The organism is Sphingopyxis sp. GW821-FHT12F08 (assembly GCF_058806755.1).
In genome coordinates this window covers 536,810-555,758 of sequence record NZ_JBXAQA010000001.1, presented here as the reverse complement: position 1 = coordinate 555,758, position 18,949 = coordinate 536,810, and the positions used below count along the sequence as shown (strand labels likewise).

At 67.0% G+C, this 18,949-nt stretch carries 20 protein-coding genes; 9 read left to right on the top strand and 11 right to left on the bottom strand.

Annotated features, from left to right (window positions below; genetic code table 11):
• Positions 1-28: 28 nt before the first annotated feature.
• Both aat and AC1RNQ_RS02725 read right to left on the bottom strand, forming a co-directional pair.
• Entirely contained in the window at positions 29-811 is a 783-nt protein-coding gene (gene aat, locus AC1RNQ_RS02730; protein WP_493169391.1) for a leucyl/phenylalanyl-tRNA--protein transferase, read from the bottom strand.
• The gene (locus AC1RNQ_RS02725) at positions 808-1,635 is read right to left on the bottom strand and encodes a class I SAM-dependent methyltransferase (RefSeq protein ID WP_493168726.1); all 828 of its coding nucleotides are present in this window, start codon (positions 1,633-1,635) and stop codon (positions 808-810) included. Before AC1RNQ_RS02725 ends, aat begins: the two co-directional genes overlap by 4 nt.
• A gap of 81 nt (positions 1,636-1,716) precedes the next feature.
• Here AC1RNQ_RS02725 and AC1RNQ_RS02720 point away from each other — a divergent pair, with 81 nt between their 5' ends.
• Complete coding sequence (locus AC1RNQ_RS02720; RefSeq protein WP_493168724.1) at positions 1,717-1,905, top strand: hypothetical protein; 189 nt, start codon at positions 1,717-1,719, stop codon at positions 1,903-1,905.
• A gap of 97 nt (positions 1,906-2,002) precedes the next feature.
• Here the strand turns inward: AC1RNQ_RS02720 and AC1RNQ_RS02715 are convergent, their stop codons facing one another.
• The 6 genes from AC1RNQ_RS02715 to AC1RNQ_RS02690 all read right to left on the bottom strand — a co-directional run bounded on the left by AC1RNQ_RS02715 (position 2,003) and on the right by AC1RNQ_RS02690 (position 8,908).
• Positions 2,003-3,493 (bottom strand): TadA family conjugal transfer-associated ATPase, encoded by a 1,491-nt coding sequence (locus AC1RNQ_RS02715; RefSeq protein ID WP_493168723.1) that lies wholly within the window; start codon positions 3,491-3,493, stop codon positions 2,003-2,005.
• Positions 3,494-3,837: 344 nt separating this feature from the next.
• On the bottom strand, positions 3,838-4,095 hold the full coding sequence (locus AC1RNQ_RS02710; protein ID WP_493168721.1) for an ATP synthase F1 subunit epsilon: 258 nt from the start codon (positions 4,093-4,095) through the stop codon (positions 3,838-3,840).
• Between the two features lie 147 nt (positions 4,096-4,242).
• Positions 4,243-5,781: a F0F1 ATP synthase subunit beta gene (gene atpD, locus AC1RNQ_RS02705; RefSeq protein WP_493168719.1), complete on the bottom strand. Its 1,539-nt coding sequence runs from the start codon at positions 5,779-5,781 to the stop codon at positions 4,243-4,245.
• Between the two features lie 58 nt (positions 5,782-5,839).
• Complete coding sequence (locus AC1RNQ_RS02700) at positions 5,840-6,715, bottom strand: F0F1 ATP synthase subunit gamma (RefSeq protein WP_493168718.1); 876 nt, start codon at positions 6,713-6,715, stop codon at positions 5,840-5,842.
• 93 nt (positions 6,716-6,808) lie between these two features.
• A complete protein-coding gene (gene atpA, locus AC1RNQ_RS02695) occupies positions 6,809-8,338 on the bottom strand; it encodes a F0F1 ATP synthase subunit alpha (protein ID WP_493168716.1) in 1,530 nt (509 codons plus the stop codon).
• Between the two features lie 3 nt (positions 8,339-8,341).
• Positions 8,342-8,908 carry a F0F1 ATP synthase subunit delta gene (locus tag AC1RNQ_RS02690; protein ID WP_493168715.1) on the bottom strand — a complete coding sequence of 189 codons (567 nt, stop codon included), beginning with the start codon at positions 8,906-8,908 and terminating at the stop codon, positions 8,342-8,344.
• A 261-nt stretch (positions 8,909-9,169) separates the two neighbouring features.
• Here AC1RNQ_RS02690 and AC1RNQ_RS02685 point away from each other — a divergent pair, with 261 nt between their 5' ends.
• The 4 genes from AC1RNQ_RS02685 to AC1RNQ_RS02670 are packed head-to-tail and all read left to right on the top strand — an operon-like array spanning position 9,170 to position 11,779.
• The gene (locus AC1RNQ_RS02685) at positions 9,170-9,847 is read left to right on the top strand and encodes a dienelactone hydrolase family protein (protein ID WP_493168714.1); all 678 of its coding nucleotides are present in this window, start codon (positions 9,170-9,172) and stop codon (positions 9,845-9,847) included.
• Positions 9,844-10,374, top strand: a complete 531-nt coding sequence (locus AC1RNQ_RS02680) for an AAA family ATPase (protein WP_493168712.1) — start codon at positions 9,844-9,846, stop codon at positions 10,372-10,374. The genes AC1RNQ_RS02685 and AC1RNQ_RS02680 overlap by 4 nt, the downstream gene beginning before the upstream one ends.
• An 8-nt stretch (positions 10,375-10,382) precedes the next feature.
• The gene (locus tag AC1RNQ_RS02675) at positions 10,383-11,180 is read left to right on the top strand and encodes an alpha/beta hydrolase (RefSeq protein ID WP_493168711.1); all 798 of its coding nucleotides are present in this window, start codon (positions 10,383-10,385) and stop codon (positions 11,178-11,180) included.
• Positions 11,181-11,224: 44 nt separating this feature from the next.
• Positions 11,225-11,779: a hypothetical protein gene (locus AC1RNQ_RS02670; RefSeq protein WP_493168709.1), complete on the top strand. Its 555-nt coding sequence runs from the start codon at positions 11,225-11,227 to the stop codon at positions 11,777-11,779.
• On the opposite strand, the gene AC1RNQ_RS02665 is transcribed toward AC1RNQ_RS02670, so the two are convergent.
• Positions 11,757-13,304 (bottom strand): S1C family serine protease, encoded by a 1,548-nt coding sequence (locus tag AC1RNQ_RS02665; RefSeq protein ID WP_493168707.1) that lies wholly within the window; start codon positions 13,302-13,304, stop codon positions 11,757-11,759. The genes AC1RNQ_RS02670 and AC1RNQ_RS02665 overlap by 23 nt on opposite strands.
• Positions 13,305-13,352: 48 nt before the next feature.
• Entirely contained in the window at positions 13,353-14,174 is an 822-nt protein-coding gene (locus AC1RNQ_RS02660; protein ID WP_493168706.1) for a DUF2306 domain-containing protein, read from the bottom strand.
• Positions 14,175-14,559: 385 nt separating this feature from the next.
• On the opposite strand from AC1RNQ_RS02660, the gene AC1RNQ_RS02655 reads away from it, so the two are divergent.
• Genes AC1RNQ_RS02655 through AC1RNQ_RS02640 form a run of 4 tightly spaced genes read left to right on the top strand, consistent with a single transcriptional unit; the run spans position 14,560 to position 17,331 of the window.
• The gene (locus AC1RNQ_RS02655) at positions 14,560-15,024 is read left to right on the top strand and encodes a DUF1203 domain-containing protein (protein WP_493168704.1); all 465 of its coding nucleotides are present in this window, start codon (positions 14,560-14,562) and stop codon (positions 15,022-15,024) included.
• A 2-nt stretch (positions 15,025-15,026) separates the two neighbouring features.
• Positions 15,027-16,088: a bifunctional DNA-binding transcriptional regulator/O6-methylguanine-DNA methyltransferase Ada gene (gene ada, locus AC1RNQ_RS02650; protein WP_493168702.1), complete on the top strand. Its 1,062-nt coding sequence runs from the start codon at positions 15,027-15,029 to the stop codon at positions 16,086-16,088.
• Between the two features lie 13 nt (positions 16,089-16,101).
• Positions 16,102-16,533, top strand: coding sequence for a nuclear transport factor 2 family protein (locus AC1RNQ_RS02645; RefSeq protein WP_493168700.1), 432 nt, complete (start codon positions 16,102-16,104; stop codon positions 16,531-16,533).
• A gap of 39 nt (positions 16,534-16,572) precedes the next feature.
• The gene (locus tag AC1RNQ_RS02640) at positions 16,573-17,331 is read left to right on the top strand and encodes an isocitrate lyase/PEP mutase family protein (protein ID WP_493168699.1); all 759 of its coding nucleotides are present in this window, start codon (positions 16,573-16,575) and stop codon (positions 17,329-17,331) included.
• On the opposite strand, the gene AC1RNQ_RS02635 is transcribed toward AC1RNQ_RS02640, so the two are convergent.
• The gene (locus tag AC1RNQ_RS02635) at positions 17,325-18,899 is read right to left on the bottom strand and encodes a tetratricopeptide repeat protein (RefSeq protein WP_493168697.1); all 1,575 of its coding nucleotides are present in this window, start codon (positions 18,897-18,899) and stop codon (positions 17,325-17,327) included. The two genes, AC1RNQ_RS02640 and AC1RNQ_RS02635, sit on opposite strands and share 7 nt — an antisense overlap.
• Positions 18,900-18,949 lie beyond the last annotated feature (50 nt).

The window sequence follows — 18,949 nt, the reverse complement described above, 5'->3', positions numbered from 1 at the left end:
CCGAACGCAACGTGATCCAGCACCCGATCTACGATGTCTTCGTCAAAAGCTGCGCGATGACATATCCGGGCGGCGAGCCCGTCGCGCGCGCGGTGCCGAAGTCCGAATCGGCGGCGGCGCCCAAGGCGTCGAGCGCGCCCCAGTCGCCCGCGACGAACGGCGGCGAAGGCACCCCGGCGCCAGCTCCGCCCGCCGCGATCCCCGTACCGGCCCCGGCCGCACCGGCGCCCGCCAACACCGAATAGAGCCGCGTCAGATAATCGGCCTGGGTGATTTCGATCGCGCCGAGCGATTCGAGGTGCGGGGTGATGAACTGGCAGTCGAGCAGCTGCCAGCCGCCCGCGATCAGCCGCGCGACGAGATGCGCGAGCGCGACCTTCGACGCGTCGCGCGCGCGGCTGACCATCGATTCGCCGAAGAAGGCACGCCCCAGCGTCACGCCGTAGAGCCCGCCGACCAGCTCGCCCTGCTGCCAGCATTCGACGCTGTGCGCGTGGCCGATGCGGAACAGCCGCTCGTAGCTCGCCTTGATCACCGGGTTGATCCACGTCGTCGGCCGGTCGGCGGCGGACTCGGCGCACAGCGCCATCATCGCGGCGAAGGCACGGTCAGTGGTGACGTGGAAATGCCCGGCGACGATGGTCCTCTTCAGGCGGCGCGACAGGCGGAAGCCGTCCAGCGGCAGGATCGCGCGCAGCCGCGGCTCGACCCAATGGACCGACGGGTCGTCCGCCGCGTCGGCCATCGGGAAAAGCCCCTGCGCGTAAGCGCTGAGCAGCAGCGCCGGGTCTATGGTTTCAAACGGCTTCAGCTCGCGGGCTTCACGAATTTGAGCGTCATGCGGTCCGATTCGCCGATGCCCACATATTTGTCGCGATCCTTCTCGCCCTCGCGCAGGTTCGGCGGCAGCGTCCAGACGCCCTTTTCATAATCCTTCGTGTCCTTGGGATTGGCGTTGATCTCGCTCTTGCCCGCGAGCTTGAAGCCCGCGGCCTCGGCAAAGGCGATGATCGAGCTTTCCTTCATATAGCCCGACTTCTCCTCCTTGGCGGCATCGTCGCCCTCGGCGAGGCGATGCTCCTCGATCCCGAGCACGCCGCCGGGCCTCAGCATCGCGTAGATCTGGCGGAACGCTTCCTGGGCCTTGTCCGCGCCGTCGAAGCGCCAGTTGTGGACGTTGCGGAAGGTCAGCACGACGTCGGCGCTGCCATCGGGAACCTTGGGCCCGGCGCCGGTCGCGGGAAATTCGGCGAGCTTCAGCGCGCCATAGGTCGCGGTGTCGGCGGCCTGCTTGTCCTTGAGGCGGTTCAGGCCCCTGTCCAAGGGCGCGGCGACATAGAGGGTGCCGCCGCCCGCCTTCGACAGCGGGGCGAGGATTTCGGTATACCAGCCGCCGCCGGGCCACAGCTCGACCACGGTGTCGCCGGGCTTGACCCCGAAGAAGGCCAGCGTTTCGGCGGGGTGGCGATATTGGTCGCGGACGACGTTCGCCGGGGTGCGCGTCGGCGCGGCGACCGCTGCGGCGATCGCATCGCCGGGCTTGGCGGCTTCGCTGGCGGTGGCATTCGACGCGGGGGCGCTGCACGCGGCAACGGCGATCAGCGCTGCACTTGCAACGGCATGGAAATGACGCATATCGGGCACCTCTCTCGGGGAGCGGGCCGGTCGGTGCCGGCCCGGTTGGGGGACCGCCATAGTGCGAAGGGAAGGGCTCGGATGCAAGTGTCCATGCTGTCGGTGAGCATCGGCGCCGCCATATTGTGCGCCGTCGCCGAATGGGCGAACTGGCGGCGCAACAATCGGCGCGACGTCGACAATGTCGGCTTCATGCCCTGGCGCGGGATCGCGCTGGCATCAGCCTGCGTGACGATCTTCGCGCTCGCCTTCTGGGTGCATCAGAGGTGACGTCGCCCCCCGCGAAGGCGGGGGCCGCAATAGGCTTGGCCCGGCACCGCTGTATAGGCCTCCAGCGGCCCCCGCCTTCGCGGGGGCGACGCGCGGGTCAGAGGCACGCCTCGAGATAGGGCTGGTCGAAGCCGAACTGGCGCGCCTTTTCGAGCGTGTAGGGGCGCAGGCCCATCGAGCGATATTCGCCCATGATCTTCCCGTCCTTGTCCTCGTCCATATATTCGAACTTGAACAATTCCTGGGTGACGATGACGTCGCCTTCCATGCCGATCACTTCGGTGACGTTGGTGACGCGGCGCGACCCGTCGCGCAGGCGCTTGATCTGGACGATCAGGTCGACCGAATCGGCGATCTGCTTCGAAATCGCTTCCTTCGGGATCTTGATGTCGCCCATCAGCACCATATTCTCCATACGGCCGAGGCATTCGCGCGGGCTGTTGCTGTGGAGCGTACACATCGACCCGTCGTGACCCGTGTTCATCGCGGCGAGCAGGTCGAAACATTCGGCGCCGCGGACCTCACCCATGATGATGCGGTCGGGGCGCATACGCAGCGCGTTCTTGACGAGGTCGCCCATGTGGATCGCGCCATTGCCCTCGAGGTTCGCGGGCCGCGTTTCGAGCGGCAACCAGTGCGGCTGCTGCAGGCGGAGTTCGGCGGCGTCCTCGATCGTCAGCACGCGTTCGCCGGGGTCGATCATTTTCGACAGCGCGTTGAGCATCGTCGTCTTGCCCGAACCGGTACCGCCCGAGATGACGATATTGAAGCGGCTCGCGCCCGCGATCTTCAGCGCGGTGCACATCTTCTGGCTCATCGCGCCCCATTGGCACAGCATGTCGAGCGTGATCGGCTTGGCCGAGAATTTACGAATCGAGATCGCGGTGCCGCGCAGGCTCAGCGGCGGCACGATGACGTTGACGCGGCTGCCGTCCTTGAGGCGGGCGTCGGCGAGCGGCGTGGTCTGGTCGACGCGGCGGCCGACCATGTTGCAGATGCGCTGGGCAATCTGGAACAGATGCTGCTCGTCGCGGAACTGGATCGGCGCGATGACCAGCTGGCCCTTGCGTTCGATATAGGTCTGGTACGGTCCGTTGACCATGATGTCGCTGATGTCGGGGTCGGACAGCAATTCTTCGAGCGGGCCGAAGCCGAGCAGTTCGTCGACGAGCACTTTTTCGAGCGCGAACTGTTCGCGGCGATTCAAGGTGATGCGAAGCTCGGCGAGCACCTCGAGGATGATCGGGCGGAATTCCTCGGTCAGCTCGTCCTTGCTGAGCGTCGCGGCGGCCTCGGGATCGACGCGTTCGAGCAGGCGCGGCAGCACCTGTTCCTTGATCTTGTGAACGCTGGCTTCGAACCCTTGCGCCTTTTCGGGCTCCATCGCCTCGGCGGAAGAGCGCTGGTTCAGCCGCTCCATCGCTTCCATTTCGGGGGCCGCGCCCGCCAGCGGGTCGGGCAGCGGGGCCGCGTCGATCGCCGGGAACTGGCCGCCGCCCGAAGGCATGCCCGCGCCGCCCTGCATTGGCTTCGCCACGCCAAAGGCGGGGCGTCCTGCGGTACCGGGGCGGCGTCCGAATGCGCTCATGATGCTGTCCTGCTTTCGAATCATATCCATGGATGTGTCGCCGCCAAAGCAGACGAACCCCCAATCGACAGGGTGAATAGAGCGGAAACTTTGACATTCTCCTAATGCGGCGCGTCGGTGGGCTGCGTGCGTCGAGAGAGGTTCACGCGGAGGCGCAGAGATCGCAGAGATAGAAAAGGAGCGGCGAAGCCGCTCCTCCCCATTTCTCTCTGCGTCTCCGCGTCTCCGCGTGAACCAAATCCTCGGCGTTCTCTGCGCCTCTGCGCGAATATTCCTGGTCCTGACGCGGAGCATGAAAAAGGGGGCCGTGGCCCCCTTTTTGCGTTTCGTCATTCGCCGGCGTTTCAGCCGGCGATATGCTCGGCGAGGACGGTCAGGCCCGCCTCATTGACCTCGGCGAAGCCGCCTTCGACCTCGATCGTCTCGGGATCGGCGCCCTGCTTGGCATAGATGGTCAGCGGGCCGTTGCGCAGCGTCGCCATGAAGGGCGCATGGCCTTCGAGCACCGAGAAGTCGCCTTCGCTACCCGGCACGGTGACCATATAGACGTCGGCGGTCCGCTCGAGGCGGGCGGGGGTGACGAGTTCGAACTTCAGAGCCATGGGCTTTTCCCTTTAGCCCTCTCCCCTTCAGGGGAGAGGGTTGGGAGAGGGGGAGTCTCGCTTCGGAGCGGTCCCCTCTCCAACTCCGGCTAGGCAACCAGTTGCCGAGCCTTCGTATCCTCTCCCCTGAAGGGGAGAGGACCAGTATTACGCGTCTTCGGCGAGCTTCGCGGCCTTGGCGACCGCTTCGTCGATGCCGCCGACCATGTAGAAGGCCGCTTCGGGCAGATGGTCATATTCGCCATCGACCACCGCCTTGAACGACTTCACCGTGTCTTCGATCGCCACGAACTTGCCGGGGATGTTGGTGAAGACTTCGGCGACGTGGAACGGCTGGCTGAGAAAGCGCTGGATCTTGCGCGCGCGGGCGACGACCAGCTTATCTTCTTCCGACAGCTCGTCCATGCCGAGAATCGCGATGATGTCCTGCAGCGACTTGTACTTCTGCAGCGTTTCCTGAACGCGGCGGGCGGTCTCATAATGCTCCTGGCCGACGATCGCGGCGGTCAGCACGCGGCTGGTCGAATCGAGCGGATCGACCGCCGGATAGATGCCGAGTTCCGAGATCGCGCGGTTCAGCGTCGTCGTCGCGTCCAAGTGGGCGAACGAAGTTGCCGGGGCCGGGTCGGTCAAATCGTCCGCGGGAACGTAAATGGCCTGCACCGAGGTGATCGACCCCTTGTTGGTCGAGGTGATGCGTTCCTGCAGCGCGCCCATGTCGGTCGACAGCGTCGGCTGGTAACCCACGGCCGAGGGAATACGGCCGAGCAGCGCCGACACTTCCGAACCCGCCTGGGTGAAGCGGAAGATGTTATCGACGAAGAAGAGCACGTCCTGGCCTTCCTGGTCGCGGAAATATTCGGCGATCGTCAGACCCGAGAGCGCGACGCGCGCACGCGCACCCGGCGGCTCGTTCATCTGGCCGAACACCAGCGCAACCTTCGAACCTTCGGGGGTCGGGTTGCCGTCCTTGTCCTTGGCGATAACGCCGGCGTCGAGGAACTCGTGATACAGGTCGTTGCCTTCGCGGGTGCGTTCACCGACGCCCGCGAACACCGACGTACCGCCATGGCCCTTGGCGATGTTGTTGATCAGTTCCTGGATCAGCACGGTCTTGCCGACGCCCGCGCCGCCGAACAGGCCGATCTTGCCGCCCTTGGCATAAGGGGCGATCAGGTCGATGACCTTGATGCCGGTGACGAGGATGCTCGTTTCGGTCGACTGGTCGACGAACTCGGGAGCCTTGGCATGGATCGGCGCGACGCTGACGGCGTTGACCGGGCCCTGTTCGTCGATCGGCTCGCCGATGACGTTGAGGATGCGGCCGAGCGTCTGCGGGCCGACGGGGACCGAGATCTGCGCGCCGGTGTCGGTGACGGGCTGGCCGCGGGTCAGGCCGTCGGTCGCGTCCATCGCGATCGTGCGGACGGTGTTCTCGCCGAGGTGCTGCGCGACTTCGAGGACGAGGCGGTTGCCGTTGTTGTCGGTTTCGAGCGCGTTCAGAATCGCGGGCAGCGTGCCAGTGAACTGGACGTCGACGACGGCGCCGATGACCTGCGCGATGCGGCCCGTGGCGGTGCCGGCGGTCGCGGCGGCCCTGGGAGCAGCAGCCTTCTTCGGTGCAGCGGCCTTGGGCGCGGCGGCCTTCTTGGCAGGAGCCTTCTTTTCAGCGGGAGCGGTAGCCATGGTCTTCTTCCTTGGGTTGATCGATTAGAGCGCTTCGGCGCCCGATTTCTTCGCGGAGCTACAGCGCTTCCGCGCCAGCAATAATTTCGATGAGTTCGGTGGTGATCGCCGCCTGACGCGTGCGGTTGTAGATGATGGTCAGCTTGTTGATCAGGTCGCCCGCGTTGCGCGTCGCATTGTCCATCGCGGTCATCGACGCGCCCTGTTCGGACGCGGCGTTTTCAAGGAGGCCCTTGAAGATCTGGATCGTGATGTTGCGCGGGAGCAGGTCGGCGAGGATCGCTTCCTCGTCGGGCTCATATTCGACCGCGGCGCCGCTCGACGCCGGAACGTCGACGGGCGCGGGAACCGGGATCAGCTGCTGGCCGGTCGCTTCCTGGAGGAGTGCCGAACGGAACTTCGAATAGAAGAGATGCGCGACGTCGAACGCGCCGGCTTCGTAAAGCTCCATGACCTTCGCCGAAATCTCGTGCGCCTGATCGAAGCCGATGTCGCGGATGCCCGTCGTCTCGTAGAGCTCGGTGATCTGGCCCGCGAACAGGCGCCCGATCACCGGACGGCCCTTGCGGCCGATCAGGTAGAAGAGGACCTTCTTGCGCTGCGCCTGCAGTTCGAGCGCCTTGTCGCGTGCCGCCTTGACGATGTTCGAGTTGAACGCGCCGGCGAGGCCGCGGTCGCTGTTGAGCACGACGAGCAGGTGGGTGTCGCTCTTGCCGGTGCCGGCGAGCAGTTGCGGCGCCGAATCCGACGCGCCGACCTTCGACGCCAAGCTGGCGACGACGCCTTCGAGCCGCGTCGCATAGGGGCGCGCGGCTTCGGCCGCGGCCTGTGCCTTGCGGAGCTTGGCGGCCGCGACCATTTTCTTGGCCTTGGTGATCTTCTGGGTCGATTTGACCGAGACGATGCGCCCTTTGAGTTCCTTCAGACTGGCCATAAGTCCCGTCTTTACCCTTTGTTCGTCACCCCGGCGAAGGCCGGGGTCTCACCGTCGAGATCCCGGCCTTCGCCGGGATGACGAGGTTGATGGTTACGCGAAAATCTTGCCGAAGGCGTCGAGCGCCGCGACCAGACCCTTTTTGGCGTCGTCGCCAAGGTCCTTGGTGTCGCGGATCGTCTTCAGCACATCGGCATGGTCGCTGCGCAGATAGGCGAGCATCGCCTGTTCGTAACGCGACACGTCGGTGGTCGCGACAGTGTCGAGATAGCCGTTGGTGCCGGCAAAGATCGACGCGGTCTGCTCTTCGAACGGCATCGGCTGGAACTGCGGCTGCTTCAGGAGCTGCGTCAGGCGCGCGCCGCGGTTGAGCAGCTTCTGCGTCGATGCGTCGAGGTCCGAACCGAACTGCGCAAAGGCTTCCATTTCGCGATATTGCGCGAGTTCGAGCTTGATCGAGCCCGACACCTTCTTCATCGCCTTGGTCTGCGCGGCCGAGCCGACGCGCGACACCGACAGACCCACGTTGATCGCGGGGCGGATACCGGCGTTGAACAGGTTGGTTTCGAGGAAGATCTGGCCGTCGGTGATCGAAATCACGTTGGTCGGGATGTACGCCGACACGTCGCCGGCCTGCGTTTCGATGATCGGCAGCGCGGTGAGCGAACCCGCACCATTGTCGCTGTTCATCTTCGCGGCGCGTTCGAGCAAACGCGAGTGCAGATAGAAAACGTCGCCCGGATAGGCTTCGCGGCCCGGCGGGCGGCGCAGCAGCAGCGACATCTGGCGGTAAGCGACGGCCTGCTTCGAAAGGTCGTCATAGACGATCACGGCGTGCATGCCGTTGTCGCGGAAGAACTCGCCCATCGTGCAGCCGGTGTAGGGTGCGAGGAACTGCAGCGGAGCGGGCTCCGACGCGGTCGCGGCGACGACGATCGAATATTCCATCGCGCCATTTTCTTCGAGCTGGCGCACGATCTGCGCGACGGTCGAACGCTTCTGACCCACGGCGACGTAGATGCAGTACAGCTTCTTCGATTCGTCGGTGCCGGCGTTCGCCTGCTTCTGGTTGATGAAGGTGTCGATCGCGACGGCGGTCTTGCCGGTCTGGCGGTCGCCGATGATCAGTTCGCGCTGGCCGCGGCCGACGGGGACGAGCGCGTCGAGCGCCTTGAGGCCGGTCTGGACGGGTTCGTGCACCGAGGTGCGCGGGATGATGCCCGGCGCCTTCACTTCGACGCGCATGCGCTTGTCGGCCTTGATCGGGCCCTTGCCGTCGATCGGATTGCCGAGGCCATCGACGACGCGGCCGAGCAGGCCCTTGCCGACGGGGACGTCGACGATCGTGCCGGTGCGCTTGACGGTGTCGCCTTCCTTGATCTCGGCGTCGCTGCCGAAGATCACGATGCCGACGTTATCGGCTTCGAGGTTCAAGGCCATGCCCTGCACGCCGTTGGCGAATTCGACCATTTCACCGGCCTGGACATTGTCGAGGCCGTGGACGCGGGCGATGCCGTCGCCGACCGAGAGCACCGAACCGATTTCGCTGACCGTGGCGTCGGTCCCGAAATTGGCGATCTGGTCCTTGATGACCTTGCTGATTTCAGCGGCGCGGATTTCCATTATTCAGCCTTTCATCGCAGTCGCGAAGCTATTGAGACGGGTACGGATGCTGCCGTCGATCAGCTGGCTGCCCAGCTGGACGACGAGGCCGCCGAGGATGGCGGGATCGACGGTGGTGGCGACCGCGACATCGCGGCCGACACGGGTTTTGAGGTTCGCCGTCAGCTCCTTGAGCTGCTCGGCGGTAAGCGGGTGCGCGCTGGTGACCTTGGCGGTCACTTCGCCGCGGTGATCGGCGACGATCGCGTCATAGGCGTCGATCATCCTGGGCAGATCGGCGAGACGGCGATTCTCGGCGAGCACGCCGAGGAATTTGGTGGTCAGCGAATCGAGCTCCATCGCCTTGGCGACGGCATCGATGGCGTTCGCCGCATCGCCGCGGCCGACGACCGGGCTCGCGATCAGCGCCGACAGGTCGGCCGATTCGGCAAGGCCCGCGCGCAGGTCGGCGAGGCTCTTCGACACCGCGTCGATCGCGTTCGATTCGCGGGCCAGATCGAACAAAGCGACCGCATAGCGGCCCGCGAGGCCTGCCGTGATGTTGCCCTGAATGCCGCCGGAATTCTCCACGCGTGAAAGTCCTTTGCTACGATCCCGTGGGGGATTGGGTCGCGCGGGTTTTTGGCGGATATTCGGAAATATCCCCCGCAGCGAAGTCGCGGCGCGCCTAGCAACGATTGTGCGGCAATGCAAGGTGGGGGTTAGGATGAATCCTACCCCCTCGCACACCCATTTGCCCTGAGCTTGTCGAAGGGCCGTTCTTTCTTCAAAAGCCCTGCCAGGAAGGACGGGACTTCGACAAGCTCAGTCCGAACGGAAGAGGGGTAGCTTATGGGCGAGATGATCCGGATGACGATGGACGATGGCGCCGGGATCGCCGTCTATCATGCCGAGGCCGAGGGCGAACGCCGCGGCGGGCTGGTGCTGATCCAGGAGATTTTCGGGGTCACCGACCATATCCGCGAGCTGTGCGACGAATATGCCGCCGACGGTTACGAGGTGCTCGCCCCCGCGATCTTCGACCGCGAGCATCCGGGGTTCGAGAGCGATTATTCGGGGCCGCAGTTCGAGCGCGCGGTGCAGCTGGCGCGCGAGCTGCACCCGTTCGAGCAGAGCCTCAAGGATGCGCAGACCTGCATCGATGCGCTCAAGGGCCGGGGGCCGGTGTTCATCACCGGCTATTGCTATGGCGGCTCGGTCACGTGGCGGATGGCGCAGATCAGCCCCGACCTCGCCGCGGCCTCTTCTTATTATGGCAGCCTCGTTCCCGCCCAGTTCGCCGACCAGGCGCCGGCCTGCGCCACCGTCGCGCATTTCGGCCGCTACGATGCGGGCATCCCGATGGAGGGGGTCGAGGCGCTGATCGCGAAGGACCATCCGACCGTGCAGATCTTCGTCTATGACGCCAACCACGGCTTCAACAGCGACCGCCGCAAGGATTATCACGAAGCGTCGAGCGAACTCGCGCGCGAACGCACGCTGATGCTGTTCAAGGCGTGCGGGGGATGAGGCTCGTCTTCATCCACGGCCCCGCGGCGTCGGGCAAGCTGACCGTCGCGAAGGAACTTGCGGCGCTCACCGGGCTGTCCTTGTTCCACAATCATCTGGTGGTCGATGCGCTGCTCGCGGTGTTTCCGTTCGGCAGCCCGGGCTTCGTGACCTTGCGCGAGCGGATGTGGCTCGACGTCTTCGCGGCGGCGGTGGCCGAGGACCGCCCGCTGATCTTCACCTTCCACCCCGAGGCGAGCGTCGCGCCCGATTTCCCCGTGCGCGCCGCGGCGCTGGTCGAGGGCATGGGCAGCCGGGTCGATTTCGTCGCGTTGACCTGCGCGCCCGGGGTGGTCGCGGCGCGCGTCGAGGCGCCATCGCGGCAGGCGGGCGGGAAACTCTCGTCGCTCGCGATGCTGCGCGAACTGGAGGCGGCGGGGGCGTTCGCTTATCCGCCGCTGCCGCCGCCCGCGATCGCGATCGACACCGGCGTGGTCGAACCCCGTGAGGCGGCGCTTCAAATCCGCGCGGCGCTGGGTCTCGGCTGAGGCGGCCGGTGAAGATCGCGATCAACCTGCTGCTCTTCCTGCTCGTCTTCGCGCTCGCCGCGACGGCGATCCTCCATACCCAGCAGCGCCGCTTCATCTTTCCCGCCCCGGCGCAATATCCCGCCGCGCCGCCGCCGGGCTTCGAGCTCGTGCATACGCAGACCGACGACGGGTTGCGCCTGTCGGCCTTTTACCGCCGCGCGGCGCCGGGCAGGAAGACCTTGCTCTTCTTCCACGGCAACGGCGACAATCTGCTCGGCGCGATCCAGGCAACGCGCGGCCCCGCGGCGAGCGGCACCGGGCTGCTGCTCGCCGAATATCGCGGTTACGGCGGCAATCCGGGATCGCCGGGCGAAGCGGGGCTGTACGATGATGGCGAAGCGGCGATGCGCTGGCTTGCCGGCGCGGGGGTGGCGCCGCACGACGTCATCGTCGTCGGCAATTCGGTCGGTTCGGGCCCGGCGACCGAGCTGGCGCTGCGCCACGACGTCGCGGCGCTGATGCTCGTCTCGGGCTTTTCGAGCCTGCCCGACGTGGTGCGGAGCCAGGTGCCGCTGGTCGGCGGGCTCGTCCGCGACCGCTTCGACAATGCAGCGAAGCTGCCCAGGGTGAAGGCGCCGGTCTTTCTGATGCACGGCGATGCCGACACTTTGGTGAAGCCCGACAATCTGGCGCGGCTGCGCGCGGCGCGGCCCGACGCGACGGTCGTGCTGGTCGCGGGCGCGGGGCACGAGCTCGCCTATACCGCACCCGCGCAGGCGATCCTGACGCGCTGGGTCGAGCGATTGTCCCGGCCGCCGGGCTAACGCGTTCGCAACGCTTTTGAGCGATGGCGGGGCGGGAGGAGAGTATGATGTCCTTCGCCCTCGCGCTGATGCTGCTGACCGATTTCGGGCTCGATCCGGCGTGGAAGCCGGTCGCCGATCCGATTGCAGAAGGGCGGGGCGGCAAGGTCCAGTGCACCGAACCCGACCCGGCGGCGCGAACGTGTCGCGCCATGACCTGGTACAGCAGCGGCACCGACGGCCGGGTCGAAGTGCGGCAAGTGTCGGTGCTCGACAATATGCCCGCCTATGCGGCCGAGGTCCGCTTCGCGCTCGATCGCGACGGTGCGGCGCTCTGCACGATCGTCGACGACCGCTATATGGCGGGATTTCGCGTCGTCAGCAGCCGCGCGCCCTATGCGCCGGCCAGCGACCGGCGCCTCTACCTGCTGTTTCGCGAGGCGCTGGTCGAGGCGATGTGGAACCGCAAGGTCTGCGCCTACGGCTTTGCCCGCGCGGACGATTCGCTGCAGCAGGGTATCGGCACCGTCGACGGCCAGCTCGCGGGTGAATTGATGAGCCTCTATAGCTGGATCGACCCCAGCGCCGGCTGGCGGCTCAAGGCGCCGCCGCAGGGCTGACCACCGCGCCCTTCGCCAGCTTCTGGCACGAATAGACCAGCCGCTCGTTCGGCGACGGGGGCAGGACCGCGCGGATCGCGTCCTGCTGGGTCGCGAGGCTTGCGAGCTGGTCGGGCGCGACGCTGCAGCCCTTGATCTCGACCCCCGCGCGGACCTCGCGCGCCTTCGCCATCGTCTCGGCATCGAGCAGATAGCGGTCGACGCGGTAATCGGTGCCCGCGCCGTCGATCGACGCGATCGTCACCGTCGCCTCCTCATTGGGGACCAGGATGCGCTGCCAGCGGCCGTCGCTGCCTTGCGCATATTGGGTGCGGCCGTTGATGCAGCCGTCCTTGCCGATCGCCACCGGCACATCGGGGGTTTCGGACACGGTGATGCGGCTGCGGTCGGGGTGGATCGTGCAGAGCAGATTGCCCTCGACAAGCGCGGGGGGCAGGTCGGCGCCGGCCGTCCCCGCCTTGGTGTCGGCGGGCAGGTCGGCGTGCGCGCTCGGCCGGGTGGCGAAGAGGATCGCGGCGACCAGCATCAGCGCCGCGCCCGCGCCGCCCGCGATCTTCGCGTTGCGGACATTCTTCTGATTGTGGAACATCAGCCCCGCGCCCGCCGCGAGCGCGCCGATCACGAAAAGCACGCCGGCCAGCGCCATGCGATTCTCGCGCGCCGCCTGCGCATCTTCGTCGGCGCGCGTCTCGCGCAGCTCGCGGTCGAGCGCGGCGGCGGCTTCCTTGTCGGCATTCGCTGCGGTCTTGGCGCGCGCATCGGCGTCGCGCGCGGCGCGGTCGCGCGCGTCGGCCTCGGCCAATGTCAGGCACGGGGTGCCGATACTGCCGAAATTCTGCCCCGCGTCGGTCAGGAAGCGCGTCAGCTCGCGGTTGGCGATCGCGAAGGAAAAGGGCGAATCGCCGTCGTCGGCACGCGTCATCGCATTGTTGATGCCGACGATGCGCCCGCACTGGTCGACCAGCGGCCCGCCCGAATTGCCGCGCGCGATCTGCGCGGTGTGGACGAGCATCGCGACCCCGTCGACGCCCTGCGTGTTCGAGAGATTGCCTTCGCTGCGCACCGGGGTGCGCGGGGTGATATAGTCGCCCGCACCGCGCGCGGTCGCGGCGTCGACATTGCCGGGATAGCCCAGCGCGACGACGTCGGCACCCGATTCGAACGGCCCCGAGTAGATCGCGGCGGCGGGCACGCGCCCCTCGGTGATCTCGATCAGCGCGAGGTCGCGCTTGGTGTCGATCGCGATCAGCTTGGCGGCGTAGCTTTTCTGCCCCTCCGACGGGACGACGCCGAGCGCGACATTGTCGGGATAGCGCGCCGCCGATTCGACGACATGCGCGTTGGTGACGATGCGCGTCGGCGAGATGGCGATGCCGCTGCCATGGCCGAACCCGACGACCTCGCCGTCGACCATCGCGACGGTGACGACGCGCACGACGCTGCGCGACGCGGCGCTGATATCGTCGGCGCGCGCGGGTGGGGTCAGGGCGAAGAGGGCGAGCAGCAGCGCGAGGAGGCGGGTCATGGCGGCGAACCTAGCCGCTGGCCGCGCGAAGACAAGCTGGAGTCTGCCCTAAATATGGGGGCCCCACATCACCATCCACGCGCCCGCGCTGCCGGCGAGGATGATGACGCCGCTGACGGTCAGCAGCGCGGCGACGCCCTTTTTGGCGAGCGGCGTGCCATGCGCCCCGGCGCGCAGGTAAAGTTCGGCGACGGCGAGCGGCAGCAGCGAATTGGCGAAGGCGAGGAAGATGTCGAACGGCCCGTCCATCGCCTTGCCGATCCCCGCGCCGCCGGTGGCGATGCCCCACGCCATATAGCCGACGCGCATGAACCACACCGCGCTCGCGACGACGAACAGCCGGATCGCCCAGCGGCGATGCTCGGCGAAGCGGCGCGCGCGGGCGGCGCGCCATGCGAGGGCGGCGAAGCCGAGGATGAGCAGCGCGTCGAGCGTGATCCCGACCGCGCCCGCGAGGTTGAGCCAGGTGCCGCGCCCCCAGGTGAGCCACAGCCCGCCGAGCGCGAGCGTCAGCACGCTGATCAGATAGAGCCGCCCGTTCCAGCGGTGCACCGCCGGCCAGCGGCTGCGGATCGCGGGGATCAGCTGGACGAGGCCGCCAAGCGTGATCACCGCTGCCATCAGCACATGCACCGCGAAGAAGAGATTGCCGCCGGTGTCGCCGGGGACGAAGCCCTTGATCAGCGGCTTGGCGTTCCACGCCGCGAAATCGCCCGACAGCGAGGAGGGATAATAGAAGAGCAGGATGAAGGCGGTGAACAGCAATTGCCCCGCCGCGATGCTGAGGTAGCAAAAGGTCGCTGCGCGGCCGAGCCAGTCGGTGCCGCGCGCGGGGCGGCTGGATGCGAAGGATGCGTCGATGGTCGCCATGCTGCCGACTCCCCGGGTTCGGTGGCGAAGGTGGCGGATTGGCAATGGTGTGTCAATGTTATAATACAGTGATACGGTTTGCGGGTGAGAGGGAGCGAACAAGAGCGATCCTCCCCCAACGGGGGAGGGGGACCACCCGAAGGGTGGTGGAGGGGCACAGGAGGTTTGCGCAGCGCCAAACCGACAAGCCGCTCATTTCCGGCGACGCAGCGAAAGTGCACCAACTCACCGGCAAGGCAAACCGCCAGTGCCCCTCCACCAGCTTCGCTGGTCCCCCTCCCCGTTCCGGGGAGGATCGTCATCGCCAAACTTTGAACGCAAGCATCGGGACGCGGCCGCCGCCGCACCCGGTCATAAGGGCTCCAACGCAGTGAAAGGACCCCTCATGACCTACCAGATCACCGGGCTCGACCCCGACCCCTTCGCGCCCTATTTCGCGATGGACGATGCCGGGCTCGCCGCGGTCGGTGCCCGCCGCGTCACCGCCACCGCCGACCGCGGCTTCCCGTGCCGCATCAGCCTTCAGGACGCGCGCGCCGGCGAGGCGCTGATCCTGCTCCACCATGTCAGCCACGACGTCGCGACGCCCTATCGCAGCGCCTATGCCATCTATGTCCGGCCGGGCGTCGAAGCGGCGACCTATGTCGATACGCCGCCACCGGTGTTCGAAGGCCGCCCGCTCGCGCTCCGCGCCTTCGACGCCGACGGCATGCTGCAGGACGCGCGGCTCGCGGGACCGGGCGAGGCCGACGCGGCGATCCGCGACCTGTTGGCGGGCGAGTCCATCGCCTATATCGACGCGCATAATGCCGCGCACGGCTGCTTCGCCGCGCGGATCGAGAGGAATTGACCATGGCCTTTTCCACCATGACCGACGACGAACGCTGGGAAGCGGTGCAGGCGCGCGACAAGGCGCAGGACGGCCGCTTCGTCACCGGGGTGCTCACCACCGGCATCTATTGCCGCCCGAGCTGCGCCGCACGCCATCCCTTGCGCCAGAATGTCCGCTTCTTTGCCGACGGCGCCGCGGCGCGCGCGACGGGGCTGCGCCCGTGCAAGCGCTGCCTGCCCGACGACGTCGCACGCGACGAGAGCGCGGTGATCAAGGCGATCGCCGCGATCAAGGCGAGCGAAGAGCCGCTCGCGCTCGCCGACCTCGCGGCGCGCACCGGCTATTCGCCGACGCATTTCCAGCGCGTCTTCACCCGCCACACCGGGCTGTCGCCCGCCGCCTATGCCCGCGCTTTGCGCGAGGAGCGCGCGCGGCAGGCGCTGAGCGGCGGCGGCAGGGTGACCGACGCGATCTACGACGCGGGCTTTTCGGGGCCGTCGCGATTCTATCAGAATATGGAGGGACGCATGGGTATGACGGCTTCGGCGTGGGTCAATGGCGGCAAGGGCGCGACGATCCACTGGGCGGTGGTGCCGACCAGTCTCGGCGACATGCTCGTCGCAGCGACCGACAAGGGCGTGTGCCGGCTGAGCTTCGCCGAAGGGCGCGAGGCGCTCGAGGAGCGATTCCCCGCCGCAAACCTGATCGAAGGCGGTGACGACTTCGAAGCGCTGCTCAAAGAGGTGGTCGCCGCGGTCGAGGCGCCGGTGAACGGCTTCGACCATATCCCGGTCGACGTGAAGGGCACTGCCTTCCAGGAAGCGGTGTGGCGCGAGCTGCGCAAGATTCCCGCGGGCGAGACGCGCAGCTACACCGATATCGCCGCCGCGGTGGGCAAGCCCGGGGCGGTGCGCGCGGCGGGCAGCGCCAATGGCGCGAACAATGTCGCGGTGCTTATCCCGTGCCACCGTGTGGTACGCAGCGACGGATCGCTCGGCGGCTATGCCTATGGCCTGCCGATCAAGGACGAGCTGCTGCGGCGCGAAGGCGCGCCGGGGCAGCCGCGCCTCGACGAATTTTGAGGGGCGGCGGCTGATGGATAGCAAGCAAGCCGCGCTCGCCGTCTGGCGCGCCTTCGCGACGCGCGACGCGGCGAGCATCCGTGCGGTGCTGACCGACGATGCCGAATGGCGCGCGCCGGCGGGCAATGCGACCGCGGTCGCGCTCGGCGTGACCGACCATATGGTCGGCGCCGAGGCGATCACCCGCTTCATCCTCGACGACTATCCGCGGCTGTTCAGCAACGGGAGGCGGATCGATCCGATGTCGCTGACCGCCGAGGGCGAACGCGTCGTCTTCGAGCAGCGCCAGAGCGCGACGCTCGCCAACGGGCGCGCCTATGCGCTCGACTATGTCTTCATCTTCGAGATGCAGGGCGCGCGCGTCCGGCGCATCCGCGAATATATGGACACGAAGAGCGGCTATGATCAGGTCTTCGGATCGGCGCCCGCCGTGATGATCGCCTGACACGCCCATCGACCTTTATCGACAACAAGGGAGTTCACTATGACCGACAAGATTGCCCAGTTCAAAGCGCTGCACGTCCCCGGCGATCCGCTGATCCTGATCAACATCTGGGATGCCGGGAGCGCGAAGGCGGTCGCGGCCGCGGGCGCGAAGGCGATCGCGACGGGCAGCTGGGGTGTCGCCAGCGCACAGGGGTCTTCCGACGGCGAGAATTTCCCGCTCGACGACGCGCTCGACAATCTCGCGCGCATCCTGACGGTCACCGACCTGCCGGTGACGATCGACATGGAGGCGGGTTATGGCGACGACCCCGCGGCAGTCGGCGCGTCGGTGGCGCGCGCGCGCGCAGCGGGCGCGGCGGGGATCAACATGGAGGACCGGCTGCCGGGGCAGAAGGACCTGCTGCCGGCCGCCGAAGCCGCCGCGCGCTACCGCGCCGCCGCCGATACCGGCCTCTTCGTCAACGCGCGCTGCGACCTGTTCCTCGGACGGGACGCGGCCAAGGACGGCGACGCGCTGGTCGCCGCGACGCTCGAACGCGCGCGCGCCTATGCCGATGCCGGCGCGGGGTCGCTGTTCGTGCCTTTCCTGCTCGATCCCAAATGCATCGGCGCGATCTGCGACGCCTCACCACTGCCGGTGAACATATTGCGCGGCAAGGCCGGCCCGACGCACCGGGAGCTCGCCGCGCTCGGCGTCGCGCGGATCAGCCACGGCCACCAGCCCTGGGCGGCGGCGATGGCGTGGCTCGGCGGGCAGGCGGCGCAGGTGCTGGGCGGCGAAGAGCCCGATTATTGAGCCGAGCTGGATCCGCCGCCGAGCGATCTGATGCGGGCCATCGCCTCCTCGACCTCCTCCGGTCCCCCGTGGGGGATGTTGGCGACGGGCCGCAGCAGCGCGACAGCGTCCTCCGTACGCCCATCGCGCAGATAGAGATCGAGCAGCTCCAGCGTCCATTGATGATTGTTGGGATCGATCGCCAGCGCCTTCGCCAGATAAGCGATCGCCGCGTCCGATGCGCCTTCGTCCTCGCGGATATTTTCGAAGGTCGCGTATAGCGCGTCGATATTGCCGGGGTCCTGCCGTAGCACCTCGTCGAGCATCTTGCGGGCGGCGGCGATCCGGCTCGGGAATTGCGCCGGCGGGCCTTCGTCGGCACCGCGGGTGATCACTCGCGCGCGCAATATCCGATCGTCCGCCGTGGTATCTGCGGGCCCGAGCATGGCGTCGAGTTCGTCGGCGCGGCTATGCCCGTTGTCGTACGCGAGCAGCATCTTGACGGAAAAGGCGCCGACCACCGGATCGTCGGGATGCGCAGCAGCGATCTTTGCGATGCGTGCCAGCATGTCTTCCTGTGCCTTCACTCCGGTGGTGAAGTTGCGGACGGTCGATTTCTGACGGTAGAGTTCCAGCCGCATGCCGACCAGCGCCACCTCGCCCGACGTCAGGACGCGCGACCGGATGACTGATGCATCGGCGGGCGGCAGGACGGCAATCTTCTCGGGCGGCATGCCGGCTGCGAACCAGGCGTCGAGATCGCGGTCAAGCTGTGCCGCACCCCCGGCGAGCAGCGACGCATCGGCTTTCCCGCCCTTCGCCTTTGCATCGAGGTAGGCGCCGATATTCGCCGCCTGGCTGCCGCCCATATAATGATGGCTCGTGACCAGCCAGCCTTGGGCGTAAAAGCGGCCCATTTTCTCGCTATCGGAAAGGAGGCGCGAGGGGCGTTCCAGTTCGGCGAAGGCCATGCCGCCGACTTCCTTGAGGAAGCCGGTGATTTGCGGTGATGCCGCGCCATAGCGCATCATGCCGTCCGTGCCGCGATGGGCGGTCTCGAAGAAGGAGGCGGCGCCCTCCATATACCAACCGGGCAGCCAATTGCCGACATGCCGCAGCATGAAATAATGGGTGTATTCGTGGCGCAGCGTTTCGATTGGGTCGAAGCCGGCCGAGGGGTCCGGCGTCGCGGGCAGCAGGATGAAATTCTCGATCGGATTTGCTTCGAAAAAGCCGGCGGCAAACCCCGGCATGCCGGCCTCTGTCATCAGCTGTTCATGGTCGCCATACATGATCATTTCGACCCGACGCCCCCGACCGCGACCGGAAACGCCGAACATCTGTCTCAACAGCAGGTCGAGGTCGAGCAATTGCACGCCGAGCGTGCGGAGCGCCTCCGGCTCCATGTCGGCTTGGAGTACGAATTCCGGCGTTTCGATCCGATGCCATTCGGCGCGGGCGTCTTGCGGCTGAAACAGCAGCAAGAACATCGCTGCGGCAATCAGCGGAGCGATCCAGCTCCCGCCCGTCATGCTCTTGCCGAATATCTCGATTCCCGCCATCCGGCCCAAACCGGTTTTGCTCATCATGCTGCGCACCCTCCCCTAGATCGGGCGATGTGCCAGCGCGCCTCGGCGCT

Bases quoted from the DNA above. Each gene is read 5' to 3' on its own strand.
- atpD (WP_493168719.1), bottom strand. From the start codon at position 5,781: ATGGCTACCGCTCCCGCTGAAAAGAAGGCTCCTGCCAAGAAGGCCGCC.
- AC1RNQ_RS02660 (WP_493168706.1), bottom strand. From the start codon at position 14,174: ATGGCGACCATCGACGCATCCTTCGCATCCAGCCGCCCCGCGCGCGGC.
- atpA (WP_493168716.1), bottom strand. From the start codon at position 8,338: ATGGAAATCCGCGCCGCTGAAATCAGCAAGGTCATCAAGGACCAGATC.
- AC1RNQ_RS02700 (WP_493168718.1), bottom strand. From the start codon at position 6,715: ATGGCCAGTCTGAAGGAACTCAAAGGGCGCATCGTCTCGGTCAAATCG.
- ada (WP_493168702.1), top strand. From the start codon at position 15,027: ATGGCCTTTTCCACCATGACCGACGACGAACGCTGGGAAGCGGTGCAG.
- AC1RNQ_RS02655 (WP_493168704.1), top strand. From the start codon at position 14,560: ATGACCTACCAGATCACCGGGCTCGACCCCGACCCCTTCGCGCCCTAT.
- AC1RNQ_RS02725 (WP_493168726.1), bottom strand. From the start codon at position 1,635: ATGCGTCATTTCCATGCCGTTGCAAGTGCAGCGCTGATCGCCGTTGCC.
- AC1RNQ_RS02670 (WP_493168709.1), top strand. From the start codon at position 11,225: ATGATGTCCTTCGCCCTCGCGCTGATGCTGCTGACCGATTTCGGGCTC.
- AC1RNQ_RS02710 (WP_493168721.1), bottom strand. From the start codon at position 4,095: ATGGCTCTGAAGTTCGAACTCGTCACCCCCGCCCGCCTCGAGCGGACC.
- AC1RNQ_RS02685 (WP_493168714.1), top strand. From the start codon at position 9,170: ATGGGCGAGATGATCCGGATGACGATGGACGATGGCGCCGGGATCGCC.
- AC1RNQ_RS02720 (WP_493168724.1), top strand. From the start codon at position 1,717: ATGCAAGTGTCCATGCTGTCGGTGAGCATCGGCGCCGCCATATTGTGC.
- AC1RNQ_RS02645 (WP_493168700.1), top strand. From the start codon at position 16,102: ATGGATAGCAAGCAAGCCGCGCTCGCCGTCTGGCGCGCCTTCGCGACG.
- AC1RNQ_RS02680 (WP_493168712.1), top strand. From the start codon at position 9,844: ATGAGGCTCGTCTTCATCCACGGCCCCGCGGCGTCGGGCAAGCTGACC.
- AC1RNQ_RS02635 (WP_493168697.1), bottom strand. From the start codon at position 18,899: ATGATGAGCAAAACCGGTTTGGGCCGGATGGCGGGAATCGAGATATTC.
- AC1RNQ_RS02715 (WP_493168723.1), bottom strand. From the start codon at position 3,493: ATGAGCGCATTCGGACGCCGCCCCGGTACCGCAGGACGCCCCGCCTTT.
- AC1RNQ_RS02640 (WP_493168699.1), top strand. From the start codon at position 16,573: ATGACCGACAAGATTGCCCAGTTCAAAGCGCTGCACGTCCCCGGCGAT.
- AC1RNQ_RS02665 (WP_493168707.1), bottom strand. From the start codon at position 13,304: ATGACCCGCCTCCTCGCGCTGCTGCTCGCCCTCTTCGCCCTGACCCCA.